The 13,418-nt window shown below is 73.7% G+C and carries 13 protein-coding genes; 8 read left to right on the forward strand and 5 right to left on the reverse strand.

From position 1 onward, the window contains the following. Positions 1–23: 23 nt before the first annotated feature. Positions 24–704, reverse strand: coding sequence for a FadR/GntR family transcriptional regulator (locus KZQ38_RS12805; protein WP_219441493.1), 681 nt, complete (start codon positions 702–704; stop codon positions 24–26). A gap of 183 nt (positions 705–887) precedes the next feature. On the opposite strand from KZQ38_RS12805, the gene leuA reads away from it, so the two are divergent. After that, positions 888–2,675 carry a 2-isopropylmalate synthase gene (gene leuA / locus KZQ38_RS12810; protein WP_219441495.1) on the forward strand — a complete coding sequence of 596 codons (1,788 nt, stop codon included), beginning with the start codon at positions 888–890 and terminating at the stop codon, positions 2,673–2,675. Continuing rightward, a complete protein-coding gene (locus KZQ38_RS12815; protein WP_219441497.1) occupies positions 2,672–3,451 on the forward strand; it encodes an ABC transporter ATP-binding protein in 780 nt (259 codons plus the stop codon). The genes leuA and KZQ38_RS12815 overlap by 4 nt, the downstream gene beginning before the upstream one ends. 15 nt (positions 3,452–3,466) lie before the next feature. On the opposite strand, the gene KZQ38_RS12820 is transcribed toward KZQ38_RS12815, so the two are convergent. Beyond that, positions 3,467–3,925, reverse strand: a complete 459-nt coding sequence (locus KZQ38_RS12820; protein ID WP_219441499.1) for a DUF2269 family protein — start codon at positions 3,923–3,925, stop codon at positions 3,467–3,469. A 149-nt stretch (positions 3,926–4,074) separates the two neighbouring features. Between KZQ38_RS12820 and KZQ38_RS12825 the strand changes: the two genes are divergently transcribed. Then, entirely contained in the window at positions 4,075–5,022 is a 948-nt protein-coding gene (locus tag KZQ38_RS12825) for a GlxA family transcriptional regulator (RefSeq protein ID WP_219441501.1), read from the forward strand. A 47-nt stretch (positions 5,023–5,069) separates the two neighbouring features. Continuing rightward, the gene (locus KZQ38_RS12830; RefSeq protein WP_219441503.1) at positions 5,070–6,281 is read left to right on the forward strand and encodes a D-alanyl-D-alanine carboxypeptidase family protein; all 1,212 of its coding nucleotides are present in this window, start codon (positions 5,070–5,072) and stop codon (positions 6,279–6,281) included. On the opposite strand, the gene KZQ38_RS12835 is transcribed toward KZQ38_RS12830, so the two are convergent. Then, positions 6,282–8,033, reverse strand: coding sequence for a hypothetical protein (locus KZQ38_RS12835; RefSeq protein ID WP_219441505.1), 1,752 nt, complete (start codon positions 8,031–8,033; stop codon positions 6,282–6,284). It lies immediately after the preceding gene. Positions 8,034–8,135: 102 nt separating this feature from the next. Beyond that, on the reverse strand, positions 8,136–9,536 hold the full coding sequence (locus KZQ38_RS12840; protein ID WP_219441507.1) for a hypothetical protein: 1,401 nt from the start codon (positions 9,534–9,536) through the stop codon (positions 8,136–8,138). Positions 9,537–9,776: 240 nt separating this feature from the next. Between KZQ38_RS12840 and KZQ38_RS12845 the strand changes: the two genes are divergently transcribed. The 3 genes from KZQ38_RS12845 (at position 9,777) to KZQ38_RS12855 (ending at position 12,061) form a co-directional block, all read left to right on the forward strand. Beyond that, positions 9,777–10,337 (forward strand): snapalysin family zinc-dependent metalloprotease, encoded by a 561-nt coding sequence (locus tag KZQ38_RS12845; RefSeq protein ID WP_219441509.1) that lies wholly within the window; start codon positions 9,777–9,779, stop codon positions 10,335–10,337. A 96-nt stretch (positions 10,338–10,433) separates the two neighbouring features. Next, entirely contained in the window at positions 10,434–10,580 is a 147-nt protein-coding gene (locus KZQ38_RS12850) for a hypothetical protein (RefSeq protein ID WP_219441511.1), read from the forward strand. Positions 10,581–10,663: 83 nt separating this feature from the next. Continuing rightward, positions 10,664–12,061 carry an amino acid permease gene (locus KZQ38_RS12855; RefSeq protein WP_219441513.1) on the forward strand — a complete coding sequence of 466 codons (1,398 nt, stop codon included), beginning with the start codon at positions 10,664–10,666 and terminating at the stop codon, positions 12,059–12,061. Positions 12,062–12,065: 4 nt separating this feature from the next. On the opposite strand, the gene KZQ38_RS12860 is transcribed toward KZQ38_RS12855, so the two are convergent. Then, entirely contained in the window at positions 12,066–12,530 is a 465-nt protein-coding gene (locus tag KZQ38_RS12860) for a MarR family winged helix-turn-helix transcriptional regulator (protein ID WP_219441515.1), read from the reverse strand. Between the two features lie 98 nt (positions 12,531–12,628). Here KZQ38_RS12860 and KZQ38_RS12865 point away from each other — a divergent pair, with 98 nt between their 5' ends. Then, a complete protein-coding gene (locus KZQ38_RS12865; protein WP_219441516.1) occupies positions 12,629–13,417 on the forward strand; it encodes an SGNH/GDSL hydrolase family protein in 789 nt (262 codons plus the stop codon). Position 13,418: the final 1 nt, after the last annotated feature.

Here is a 13,418-nt window from a genome sequence, read left to right on the forward strand (position 1 = left end):
CGGTGGCCGCCTGCGGCCCGTGGTCACACCTGCCGCAGGCGGTCGAGGGTTTCCGCCAGTTCGGCACGCAGCACGCGGCCCGCCTCCTCGGCGTCGCCGCGCTCGATCGCGTCCACCAGGGCCGCGTGGCCCGCGTCGCCCGTGTTCGGGTCGGCGGACCGCAGGCCGAGCAGGTCCAGCATGTCCGTCAGCCCCTCCCGCAGCACGGGTGCGAACTCGGCGAACAACGCGGTCAGCACGGGGTTGTGCGCGGCGGCGACGGCGGTGGTGTGCAGGCCGATGTCGGCGGCCACGAACTCCGCGTCCCCGCCGGACGCGGCGGCCCGGCGCGCGGCCAGCGCGGCACGCAGCGCGGTCAGGTCGTCGTCGGTGCGGCGGCGCGCGGCCAACCGCGCGGCCTCCACCTCCACCAGCACCCGCACCTCGTAGACGTCGGTGATCGCGGCCCGGCGGAGCCGGGTGGGCCAGTCCTCGTCGGGCGTCGACGCGATGACGAACACGCCCGCGCCCTGGCGCGACCGCACCAGGCCCGCGCCGGCCAGGGCGCGCAACGCCTCGCGCACCGTGGACCGGCCGACGCCGAGGTCCCGGGCGAGGGTCGTCTCGCCGGGCAGCCTCGCGCCGACCGGCCACTCGCCTCGCGCGATGAACTCGCGCAGGCGGTCGGTGGCCTGCTCGACCAGGGGAGAGGGTCGCAGCCGCACGTGTGACCTCCGTCTCGGTCAGCTCCTCAGGTTGTCTGAGGAGTTGTTAGGGTACCCGCCATGTCACTCGGCACAGCCACGCGGCTGCTCGGCTGCCGCTGCGGGACCTGACCAGACCGGCCGTCCCGCAGCGGGTGCCCGGTCGTGCCGGTCGAACGCCGACCGAGTGGGAGAAGCCCCCGCATGAGCCACACCTTCCCCGCATTGCGCACGCCGTCCGGTGACGTACCGGCGGACGCCCCGCGTTGGAACCCGCAACGCCCCAGCGCCATGCCGCACCACCGGTACCGCCCCGCGCACGCCCGCGTGCCCGTGCCGCCGCTCGACCGCACCTGGCCCGCGCGCCGCCTCGAACGCGCGCCGCTGTGGGTGCCGGTCGACCTGCGTGACGGCAACCAGGCGCTGGCCGAGCCGATGGACACCGCACGCAAGAGCAGGTTCTTCGACCTCATGGTCGCCATGGGGTTCAAGGAGATCGAGGTCGGCTACCCGTCGGCCAGCCGAACCGACTTCGACTTCGTGCGGCACCTCGCCGAGCGCGGTGTGCCCGACGACGTGACGATCAGCGTGTTCACCGCCGCGCGGGCCGACCTGATCGACCGCACCGCGGAATCGGTGGCGGGGCTGCGCAACGTCGTCGTGCACCTCTACACGGCGACCGCGCCGACCTGGCGGGACGTCGTGCTCGGCCGGACGCGTGCCGAGCTGCACGCGTTGATCCTGGACGCCGCCGGCCACCTCGCGCGGCGGGTCGGCGACCGGCCGGGCACGCGCTTCCAGTTCTCGCCCGAGGTCTTCAACCTCACCGAGCCGGACTACGTGCTGGAGGTGTGCGACAGCCTCACCGAGCTGTGGGACGCGAGCCCGGACCGCCCGGTGATCCACAACCTGCCGGTGACCGTGGAGATCGCCACCCCGAACGTCTACGCCGACCAGATCGAGCACATGGACCGCCACCTGGCGCGCCGGGACTCGGTGATCCTGTCCGTGCACCCGCACAACGACCGGGGCACCGGTGTGGCGTGCGCCGAACTGGCCCTGCTCGCGGGCGCGCAGCGGGTGGAGGGCTGCCTGTTCGGCAACGGCGAGCGCACCGGCAACGTCGACCTGGTCACGCTCGCCCTCAACCTGTACACGCAGGGCGTGAACCCGATGATCGACTTCTCCGACATCGACACCGTGCGCGAGGTCGTGGAGCACTGCAACCGCCTGCCCGTGCACGAACGGCACCCGTACGTCGGCGACCTGGTGCACACGGCGTTCTCCGGCACGCACCAGGACGCCATTGCCAAGGGCATGGCGCACCACGCGGCACGTGCCGCCGAACTCGGCGTGCCCGCCGCCGAAGCGCCGTGGGACGTGCCGTACCTGCCGATCGACCCCGGCGACATCGGTCGCACGTACGAGGAGGTCATCCGGATCAACTCGCAGTCCGGCAAGGGCGGCATCGCCCACCTCCTGCTCACCCACCACGGGTTGGACCTGCCGCGGGCGCTGCGCCCGGACTTCTCCCGCGCCGTGCAGGAGGTCACCGACACCACGGGGCGGGAACTGGGGCACAAGGAGCTGTGGGACCTGTTCCGCGCCACGTACGTCGAACCGGCCATGAGCGGCCCGGTCACGTTGGAGTCGTGGAGCACCGAGGAGACGGCTCCGGGCGAACACCGGTTCACGTGCGTGTTGCGCGTGGGCGGCCGTGAGCAGGCATGTGAGGGCAAGGGCAACGGGCCGTTGTCGGCGTTCGTCGACGCGTTGCGCTCCGCCGGCATCGAGGTCGACATCCTGTCCTACGCCGAGCACTCCACCGGGAGCGGACCGGGCAGCCACGCCGCCGCCTACGCCGAGTGCCGCGTGCGCGGGGCGGTGCGCTGGGGAGCGGGTCGGGACACGTCGATCCTGACCGCGTCCGTGCACGCCGTCCTCGCCGCCGCCAACCGCTGCCCCGCTCCGGCCACGGGGGAGGCGCGTTGACCACCGTCCTGCGCACCGAAGGCGTGGACTTCGTCCGGGACGGCAACCACATCCTGCACGACGTGACGCTGACCGTCCGCGCGGGCGAGCACTGGGCGTTGCTCGGTCCCAACGGCGCGGGCAAGAGCACGCTGCTCAAGCTGCTCGGCGCGATCGCCCACCCGACGCGCGGCGTGGTCGAGGTGCTGGGGCACCGGCTCGGCCGGGTGGACATGCGCGAGCTGCGCTCCCACGTGGGCCACGTCGACCCGCGCGGTGGTCCGCGATCACCGCTGACCGTGCGGGAGGTCGTCCTCACCGGCCTGACCAACACCGCCGAGTGGGTGCCGCGCTGGTCGCCGACCGCCGAGCAGGTCGCCGAGGCCGACCGGCTGATCGACGTGCTCGGCCTGGCGGACCGCCGCGCGGCGACGTGGCCGGTGCTGTCGCAGGGGGAGCGGGGGCGCACCCTGATCGCGCGGGCGCTGATGCCGCGACCACGCCTGGTCCTGCTCGACGAACCCGCGACCGGCCTGGACGTCGGCGGCCGGGAACGGCTGCTGGAGCGGATCGACGTGCTCCAGCGCGGTCACCCGGAGCTGGCGTCGGTCCTGGTCACCCACCACCTGGAGGAGTTGCCCACGGGCACGACGCACGCCGTGCTGCTGCGTGAGGGGCGTGTGCTCGCCGCCGGCGCGGTGGCCGACGTGCTGACCGGTGACCTGGTGGGCAAGTGCTTCGACCACCCGCTCCGGCTCGACCGCGTGGACGGGCGGTGGAGCGTGCGCGCGGGGTGAGCACCGCGGCCCGGCTCACGCACCGGTCGTGGAGCCGGGCCGCACCACCATCAGCACGGTGACGACCGCCCACAGCACGTTGAACAAGCCGGTGTACCCGGCCAGCCGGGTCAGGGCGGGTGGCGCGGGCGCGTCACCGGCGGTCAGCGCGGTGAGCAACCCGTCCTGACCGGGCAGCACGGCCAGCACCAGCACGCCGGCGGCGACGGCGGTCAGCCCCATGGAGACCACCAGCCACGCGTCGCCGAGCACGCCCATCACCGACGCGGTGGCCATGCCCAGCACCGGCACCGCGATGCCGACGCCCGCGTACACCCGGCAGATCCGGTGCAGCGTGCGCAGCGGTGACAGGTCGCGGTCGGGCGCGGTCAGGGCGCGCCGGGTGGTGGCGGGGAACATGCTCGCCGCGACCGTCACCGGTCCGACGGCGATGATCGCGGCGAGCACGTGCAGCGAGAGGAGGAGCTTGGTCACGGCACGAAGCTAGCCACCGCCACGCGTGAACGGCACCGGCTGGAATGCCACATCCCAACCGATTCCTGCCATCGCGCTGACCAGCGCCAACCAGGTGAAGCACAGGTGGGTGCCTTGGCGCGATCACCATCGAGCACTAGATTCCCGCCATGCACACCGTCGCCGTACTCGCGTTGGACGGGGTCATCCCGTTCGACCTGTCCACGCCGATCGAGGTGTTCACGCGCACCCGGCTGCCGGACGGGCGGTCCGCCTACCGGGTGATCGTCTGCGGTGCCGCGCCGACCGTCGACGCGGGCTCGTTCACCATCGCCGTCCGGCACGGCCTGGCCGATCTCGCCACGGCGGACACCGTGGTCGTGCCCGGCTGCACCGCGCCCACCGCGCCGATCCCGGCCGAGGTGCTCGACGCGTTGCGTGCCGCCGCCGCGCGCGGCACCCGGATCGCCTCCATCTGCTCCGGCGCGTTCGTGCTCGCCGCGACCGGCCTGCTGGACGGGCTCCGTGCCACGACCCACTGGCTCGCCGCGCCGCTGCTGGCCGCGCGGCACCCGGCGGTCACCGTCGACCCGGACGTGCTGTACGTGGACAACGGCGCGTTGCTCACGTCGGCGGGCGCGGCGGCCGGGCTGGACCTGTGCCTGCACCTGATCCGCCGCGACCACGGCTCCGCGGTGGCCGCCGACGCCGCGCGCCTGTCCGTGATGCCGCTGGAGCGCGAGGGCGGCCAGGCCCAGTTCATCGTGCACGACCTGCCGCCCACGCCACGCGGCTCGGCCCTGGAACCGCTGCTGCGCTGGATCGAGGACAACGCGGCACGCGACCTCAGCCTGCACGACCTCGCCGACCACGCGGGCATGAGCACCCGCACGCTGAACCGGCGGTTCCGCGAGCACACCGGCGCCACCCCGCTCCAGTGGCTGCACCGGGCACGCGTCCGCCGCGCGCAGCACCTGCTGGAGGCCACCGACCACCCCGTGGACCGGATCGCCGCCCAGGTCGGGTTCGGCTCGCCGACGGCGTTCCGCGACCGGTTCCGCCGGGTGGTCGGCACCAGTCCGCACGCCTACCGGGCCGCGTTCCGCGCGGCCGGTTGACGGCGTCGCGGCGACGGACCGCCCGGTGGTGCGGCTACGCTGACCGCGTGGTTGCCCTCCGTCGCCGCGCCGGGTCGGCCGCGGCGGTCCTCGCCCTGGTCACGACGGCGGTGCTCGGCTTACCCGGCCCGCGGGCGTGGGCGGCGTCGTGCGACAACCGGGTCGCGCCGCCGCCGGCCGTGGACACCTCCGAGCAGGTGCCGCCCGACGTGGTGCCGCCGACACCGCTGCGGGTGCCGAACCGCCCCGTCGGCGGTGACCGGCTCGGTGAGTGCGCCGTCGTCGCGCCCGTCCCGCCGCCGGCCGAGGTCGTGGCGGAGAGCTGGGTGGTCGCGGACCTCGACGCGGGCCTGGTGCTCGCGGCACGCGACCCGCACGGCAGGCAGCGCCCGGCATCGGTGATCAAGCTGCTGCTGGCCCTGGTCGTGGTGGGCGAGCAGCCGCCGGAGGCCCGGATCGCGGCCAACGCCGAGGACACCGCCCAGGAGTGCACCTGCGTGGGCCTGCGCGAGGGTGCGGAGTACACCGTCGACCAACTGCTGCACGCCATGCTCATGATGTCCGGCAACGACGTGGCCCACCTGCTGGCCCGCAAGGTGGGCGGCGTGCCGACCGCGCTGGCCAAGATGAACGCCGTCGCGACCAAGCTCGGCGCGCTGGACACGCGGGCCGCGTCGCCGTCCGGTCTGGACGCGCCCGGCATGAGCACTTCCGCCTACGACATGGCGTTGATCCTGCGAGCGGCGTTGGCGCAGCCGCGGATCGCGCGGGCCGTGGCGACGCGGGAGTTCGAGTTCCCCGCCGCCGAGGGCGACGGCACCACGCCGGTGTTCAACGACAACCGGCTGCTCGCCTCCTACGAGGGCGCGCTCGGCGGCAAGACGGGGTTCACCGACGACGCCCAGCACACCTACGTCGGCGCGGCACAGCGCGGCGGGCGCCGCATCGGCGTCGTCCTGCTGCGCGGGCAGCAGCAGCCCGTCCGGATGTCCGATCAGGCGGCGTTGCTGCTGGACTACGGCTTCGCGCTGCCCGCCACCCGCTCCGTGGGCGAACTCGTGACCGGCTCGCCGCCGGTCACCACGACCGCGCCGGCGGCCACGCGCCTGCCCGGCGGTTCGGCAGGCACCCGCGACCTGGGCAGCCCGGCGGCGGCTTCGGCGTTCGGCACGGTCGGGTGGCCGTTGACGGCCGTCGCGGTGCTCGGCGTGCTGCTCGGGCTCGGCGTGCTCTGGCGCAGGCGGTCGCGCCGCGGCTGATCACGGCCGGGGCGGCAGGTCGAACAGCCAGACGTCGTCGAACCGGCGTGCCGGCGTGCCGGTGACGGTGGAGGTCCACGCCAGCAGGTCCGCCTCCTCGATGCCCGGCCGGTCCACCACCAGCACGGTCTGCACGCCACGCGCGCGGAGCCGGTCCGCCGCCTCGTCGGCGGTGGTGGTCGGCGGCTCGTGCCGGAGCAGGTTCGTGGCGGAGAACTGGTACGGGCCGGGCAGCGTCTCGAACAACACCGGGTTGTCCGCGTCGGACCCGATGAAGTAGCCGCCCGTGGTGCGGTAGGCCATGCCGGACAACGCCTGCCACAGCAGTGGTTCCGCCCCGCCCCGCCACTGGCCGTTGACGCGGGGCACGGTTTCGACCACCCGCCCGTCCACCTGCGCCACGTTCGGCCCGGTGAAGAACGCGGGCACCACGACCGGGTGGACCACGTGGGCGTCGGCAGGCAGCCACGTCGCCGCCGCGACCAGGGCGGCGACGCCGCCGACCCGCGCCTTCCCGACCCGCCACCGCTGCCACAGCAACGCCACCATCACCGCCACGCACAACGCCACGAACACCTGGAGCCGCATGGCTTCCGCCTGCCCGACCAGCGGCACGGGTTCCAGCAGCCGCCACGGCAGCGGCACGCCCGTGTTCCGGCCGACGACGATGAGCGTGATGCCGAGCGACAACACCAGGAGCACGACCCCGATGGCGGCGGTGAGCCGCAACGCGGTGTCGCGCACCATCAGCACGCCCACGAGCAGCACGGCGATCAACGGGACACCGAGGTAACCGCCCTGCTCGCCGATGTAGCCGACGAACCGGTCCGCGATGCCCTCCTCGCCGGGGCGGAACATGGTCAGCGTCGTGGGGAAGACGATGTTGGCGGCGTCGGTGCCGGTGAGGGCGTGGTCGCGGATCTGGCCGTGCGGCCGGCCCGGACCGGCGAGCAGGAGGTACAGCGGGTACGCGCACAGCACCGCGTAGACGCCGCAGCACGTCGCCGCCGCCGTGAGCACCGGCTTCACCCGGGAAGCGATCAGGTCGGGCCGGCGGGCGGCGAGCACGACCGCCGTGACGCTGAGCGCGATGACGCCGAGGGCGACGGTCTGGGTGTACAGACCGGTCTGCACGGCCAGCGCGAGGCCCAACAACGCGCCGGTCCGCAGTGGCGCGCGTGGGCGGATGAACAGCGGGTGCACCACCCACACGAGCACGGGCGGCAACACCGACCACGCCATGTTCAGGTGGCCCACGTGTCCGTGGGCGATGATGAACGGCGAGAAGGCGTAGAGGAGTCCGGCTACAGCGCGTGGCGCCCACTCCGCGACGTACGGGCGCAGGGCCAGGAACAGGGCGGTGCCGGAGGCGACCGGGCCCAGGATCATCCCGGCGTTGTAGGCGGCGACCGGACCGGCGGTCAGCGTCACCGGTGCGATCAGCGCGGCCAGCACCGGCACGGTGGTGTTCCACATGGCGTTCACGCCCAGCGGGAAGTGCATGAACGTCGTGAACAGCGGGTTCTGGCCGGTGTGCAGCGCGTGCGGCAGCCAGGTCAGCCACCACGCGAACTGGTGCGGGTCGGACGTGATGCCGCCGGTGGTGGCGGTGGAGATCGCGGTCAGCGCCCGGTGGTGGAGCACCAGCGAGGCCAGCAGGTAACCGGCCGCGGTCGGTCCCACCACGAGCAGGTCGCGGCCGGGCCCGCGCCGCGCCGGGGCGTTCTCGTTAACGGGGAGTAGTGACATCACCGGCGAGATGTCAGCACATGATCACCATGCGGGCTGCCGAAGCGCGGTGCGCAACCGGGTGAAGAACGGCCTGGGAGCGTTTCCTACCCGTTCGAGCGACCATCAACGCCGAAGCAGTGCCGCGACCACCTTCACGGTCGCGGCCAGGCGTGCGAGCGCGTTCGGTCGCGCGACCGTGCCGAACCCGCGGGTCGGCAGCACGTCCAACCGCCGCCGCAGCCGGCGGAAGGCGTCCACCTGCCGGCACAGCAGGTCCGGGTCCACGTGGTCGCCGGGAGTCGTGGACAGCAGGTACTGCGGCGTGGTGACGAGCGCGACCGCCGGTATGCCGCGGTCCCACAGCGGTTCGCCCTCGCCGAAGTGGATCAGCGGACCGGGTCGGGACATGCGGGTCCCGCCCGGTCGCACGTCACGCCACTCCAGGCTCGCCAGGGTCTTCAGCTCGCGGGTGGTCGCGTACAGCAGCTCCGGCTCGGTGTCGCCGGTCGGCCCGTACCGGCCGGTGGCCGGGTCGTCGCGGTACTCGCGGGCGCCGAGGTGCTCGATCGCCAGGCCCGCCACGGCACGCCGCCCGCCCGCCCACAGGTCGCGGTGGTCGGCGAGCCAGCGCGTGGTGGCCTGGCCGTGGTCGGTCACGGCGGGGATGCGCAGGTGGGCGGTGGTCAGCACGAACACCGTGGTGCGCTCCGGCGGGTCGGCAACCACGTCCCGCGCGAGCGCGGTCAGCCCGATGTGGCCGTTCTCCTCCACCACGTTCACGCCGTCGCTGTGGCTCACCACGAGCACCGTCTCCTGCGGACGGCGCGTGCCCTCGACGACGGTCCACACGGTGCGGGTGGTGCTCTCCGGCGTCAACGCGGCCCGGAGCGTGAGGGCGGCCCGTGCGCCCCGTTCGGCAGCCGCGAGCACCGTTTCCGCCGCGTCACCCGCGACGAACAGCGCCGGGGTGTCCTGGTACGGCATGGTGAACGGGACGTACTGGCCGTGTGCGCAGTCCGGCGTGATGCCCCGCCACGCGAACACCACGGCCGTCACCGCCGACCTACGTGCCCCGGCCATCGTGGCGCTCGCCAACGTCGCCGGGACCAACGGGTGCCGCATGGGGTCCCATGGCGGCGATCCGTCCCACGTGCCGACCAACGCGCTCATCGGCAGCAACCAGTTGTCCACCTCGATCACCGCGATACCACCGCGTGCGGCCTTCCAGCGCGGCAGCGGTCCGCGCAACCGGCGCAGCGGTCCGGAAACCCCGTACGTCGCGCCCGAGTAGGGGAACGCCGACGACACCTCCACCGGCTCACCGGCCACCTCGAGCCGCAGCCCGCCGCCGGTCGGCGGGTCCCAGCGGGTGAACACGTGGCGGTCCTCGTGCACCGTCAGCCCGATGTCACGCCACTGGTCGGCCACGTGGTCGATCAGCTCCTCGTGCGCGGGCGTACCGGTCAGCCGCGGCCCCAGCCGCTCCAGCAGCGCGATCTCCGCGTCCACGAACTCCCTGCCCACCGGCTCCACGAGTCCTCCGACCACCGCGATACGCACACCTATTTCGATCAAACCTCACATTCGTCGCGACGCGCCAGGCGGTCCGTCCACAGGGGACCGATCGGGTGCCGTGCGCCGCGCGGTGTTATGGGCATGTGTTATCTGGTCGGCCCACCGGGACGGCGTTACGTTCGGGCCGGTCGGGGCCGGGGGACGGCGGTTTCGGCCATCCCTGCCCCCTGCGATCGAAGGAGCCGCTCCTTGTCCCGGACCAAGCTCATCGCGGCGTTGGTCGGCCTGGCCGCCATCGCCCTGGTCGGCACACCGACCGCCACCGCCGAGCCGCGGCAGGCGGTGCGCACCATCTACTACGACGCGAGCCGAGCTGCCGAACTCGCGCCGCTGGTGGACCAGGCCGCGCAGATCTGGAACACCGGCGTCACCAGCGTGCGGCTGGCGAAGGGCACCGGCGGCGTGTCGGTGTCCACCGCCCAGAACGGGCCCGCGCCCGGCATGGCGAGCTGCGTGGGCTGCACGCGTGGCACCATCACCTTCTACCGCAACCAGATCACCCAGTCCGGTGCCGGTCCGTTGCGGGTCGTGGTGCACGAATTCGGGCACATCCTCGGCTTGAACCACCCGTCGGACATCGGCAACTGCGACAAGGTGATGGCGGGCGGCCGGTGCGACAACGCCCAGCCCAACGCGCAGGAGCTGGCGGCGGTGCAGCGGTTCTGGTCACGCGGGTTCGCGGGCGTCGTGCCCGGTGGCGGCGTGGACGACAGCCGGATCTTCGACGTGCCCGCCCTCGTCGGCGCGTAACGGTCCCACGTCCGAAGCGGGTCTCCGTTGCCGGTTCCCGGGCGGGCACCCGGGAAACGCCGGCCCGGCGCGGACCGCGGCGGCCAGGCTCGGGGCATGACACCACGCCCCGAGCCTCGCCGCCCGTCCCCGTCGACCGCCCGCCTCGCCCGCCGCACCGCCACGTGGCTGGTCCTGGTCCCGGCGACCGCGATCGCCGACCGCCTGGCAGGCGCCCTGCTCGACCGCCTGCTGGGTGGCTGAGCGCACCCGGGTCCGCTCGGGCCGGCCACGGGGTCCGATCGGTGGCCGGCGCGCCGCCGCCGGGCCGCCGGAGACTAGACGACGTGGCCCGGACCGACGACGGCACGCACCCCGGCCAGACCGGACGACTGGGCGTGCCGAGGCTGCTCGGCCTGGTCATGGCCACGGTCACGCCGCTGATCGTCGCGGTGGCCGTGATACCCGCCGGCTACGCGCAGACCGGCGTCACCGGCCTGGCCCCGGCGTTCCTGGCGGTGGCGCTGGTGATGGCGGTGTTCGTGCCCGGCTACCTGGCGATGGGGCGCGACATCGGCCACCCCGGCGGTTTCTACGCGTACGCGGCACGTGGCCTGAACCCCGTGGCGGGCGCGGCGGCGGCGGCCGTGGCGCTGGTCGCGTACTGGGCGTTGCTGGTCGGGTTGTTCGGGGTCTTCGGCTCGGCGGTCGGCGCGCTCATCGGGCCGTCGGCGCCGCATTGGGCCGTTACGGCGCTCGTGGCGCTGGTGGTGGTCACCGTGCTGTCCGTGCTGTGGTTACCGGTGCCCACCGCGGTGGTGCTGGTGGCGTTGGTCGCCGACGTCGTCTGGTGCGTTGTCACCTACGCGGCGCTGCTGGTGTCCGGCGACGTGCTGGACGCGGTGTCCACGCCGGGGGACAGCCTCCACGAACTGCCCCGCGCCCTGCTCCTGGGATTCCTCGGCTGGGTCGGGGTCGAGACGGTGATGATCTACCACCGCCGGGTCCGGGGCAGTCGCACCATCGGCCGCGCGGTGCGGCTGATGGTGCCGTTGCTGGGCGCGTTGTACGTGCTGGCGGCCATCGCCCCGGTTGCCGCGACAGGCACGAACGGCATAGTGGCCGCCGCTCGCACCCATGGCGACGGTTTGGTCTTCCACCTGGCCGAACAACAGCTCGGCGCGGGTTGGGTGGACATCGGGCACGTGTTGTTCGCGGTGGGCGCGTTCGCGGCCATGGTCTCGTTCTCGATGACCGTGTCGAGCTACGTCCGCAACCTCGGCGTGGACGGCGTGCTGCCTGCTTCGTTGGGCGTGCTGAGCCGCCGCACGGCCGCGCCGGTCCGGGCCACCGCGGCGTTGTGCGCCCTCACCGCGGTCGCCGTGCTGACCGCCGCGGCGGTGGGGTGGGACCCGGTGGCGCACGTCTTCCTGGGTGGCGGCGCGTTCGGCGCGCTGGGCGTGCTGGCGTTGCTGGTGGTGGTCGCCGGCGCGGTGGTCCGGTACCGGTGGCGCACGCGCGGGGTCGTCCTGGCGGTGGTCGCGGCGGTGGCCCTGGCGGGCCTGCTGGTGATCGCGCTGGTCGAGTTCGACGCGCTGCTCTCGCCGGAGACGGTGGTGTTGCGGTGGACGGTGCCGGTGGTGTTCGCGCTGGTCGCCGTCGCGGGTGCGGTGCGCGCGTGGTGGATGCGCACGCACGACCCGGCCCGTTACCGGGCGATCGGCACCACCGGCGAGGCGAGCTGAACCTTCAGCCCCGGTAGCCCGGGTGCACGCCCGGCGTCAGCCCCTGGTTCGCCGCGACGACCCGCAGCAACTCGGTGAGCCGGACGCGTTGCTCCGCGTCGAGGCCCGCGCAGATGTCGTCCTCGTGTGCGGTCGCCGTCTCGAACAGGCGGCCCATCAACGCGCCCGCCTTGGGCGTGAGGTGCAGCTCGTAGTTGCGCCGGTCCTCGGTGCTGCGCCGGCGTTCCACCAGGCCCGACCGGTCGAGCGGGTCGATCATCGCCGTGACGCGGCTGGGCACCACCCCGAGGTCGGCCGCCAGCGAGCGCTGGCTGCGCCCCGGCTGCGCGGCGATCATCCGCAACAGCCCCACCTCGGCCGGTGACAACCCGAGGTCACCGACCCGCTCCGCGAACCGGTTCGCCGCGTGCGCCCCGATCTGGGCCAGCAGGAACGCGGCTCCGTTAAGTGGTTTGCGCGATTCGGTCACAGGCCCTACGGTACTCCACGCAGAACGATTCACTGTGCTGAATGATTCATCAAAGAGAAGCAATGCGCTCACCGTCCCCAACCACACGGAGCCCCGCCATGACCGCACCGACCACCGCCCGCCTGGTCCGCTTCCACCAGCCCGAGAAATCGGTCCCGTTCCTGACCGGCGCGGACGACACGCGGGTCGCCGCCGTCTTCGGCCTCGACGCGGCGGCGTACCGGGCCCTGCTCGCGGACTTCGAGCGCGAGGCCCGTGCGGCGGCCGAGGCGTTGCTGGACGACGCCGACGTTGCCGCGGCCGTGGCCCGGCTGCCCCTCGCTGCCGGGGCGCACGTGGTGGCGCTCGGCGAGAGCACGACCGCCGACCGGCTGTCCTGGTTCGAGATCGCGCGTCACGCCCTGGACCTGCACCGGCCCGGCCACGGGATCCGGTTCACCAACCTCGCGGTGTCCGGGTCGACCACGACCCAGGGGCTCAGCCGGGCGCCCGCACTGGGCTACCAGCGGCCCGACCTGGTGCTGTGCATGTTCGGGGCGAACGACGTCCAGCGCCTGGGTCGCGACGGACCCCGGCTGGTGAGCCAGGGCGAAACGGAGCGCAACCTGGCCGCGTTGCGCGCGTTCGCCGGGCCGGTGCCGTGGACCTGGCTCACCCCGGCCGCGGTGGACGAGGCACGCGTGGCGGCGTACCCGCACTTCCAGCGGGCGGGGCTGTGGTGGGCCAACGCGGACGTCGACGCGGTGGCCGACCACCTCCTCGACCGGCCGGAGCCGGTGGTGGACACCCGGCGGACGGGGCCGGGTGTCCACCTGGACGACGGGGTCCACCTCACCGTCGACGGCCAGCGCGACATCGCCGCGGCGGTGTTCCGGGAGTGGTCGTGAC

The organism is Saccharothrix obliqua (genome assembly GCF_019375475.1).
Lineage (GTDB): Bacteria > Actinomycetota > Actinomycetes > Mycobacteriales > Pseudonocardiaceae > Actinosynnema > Actinosynnema obliqua.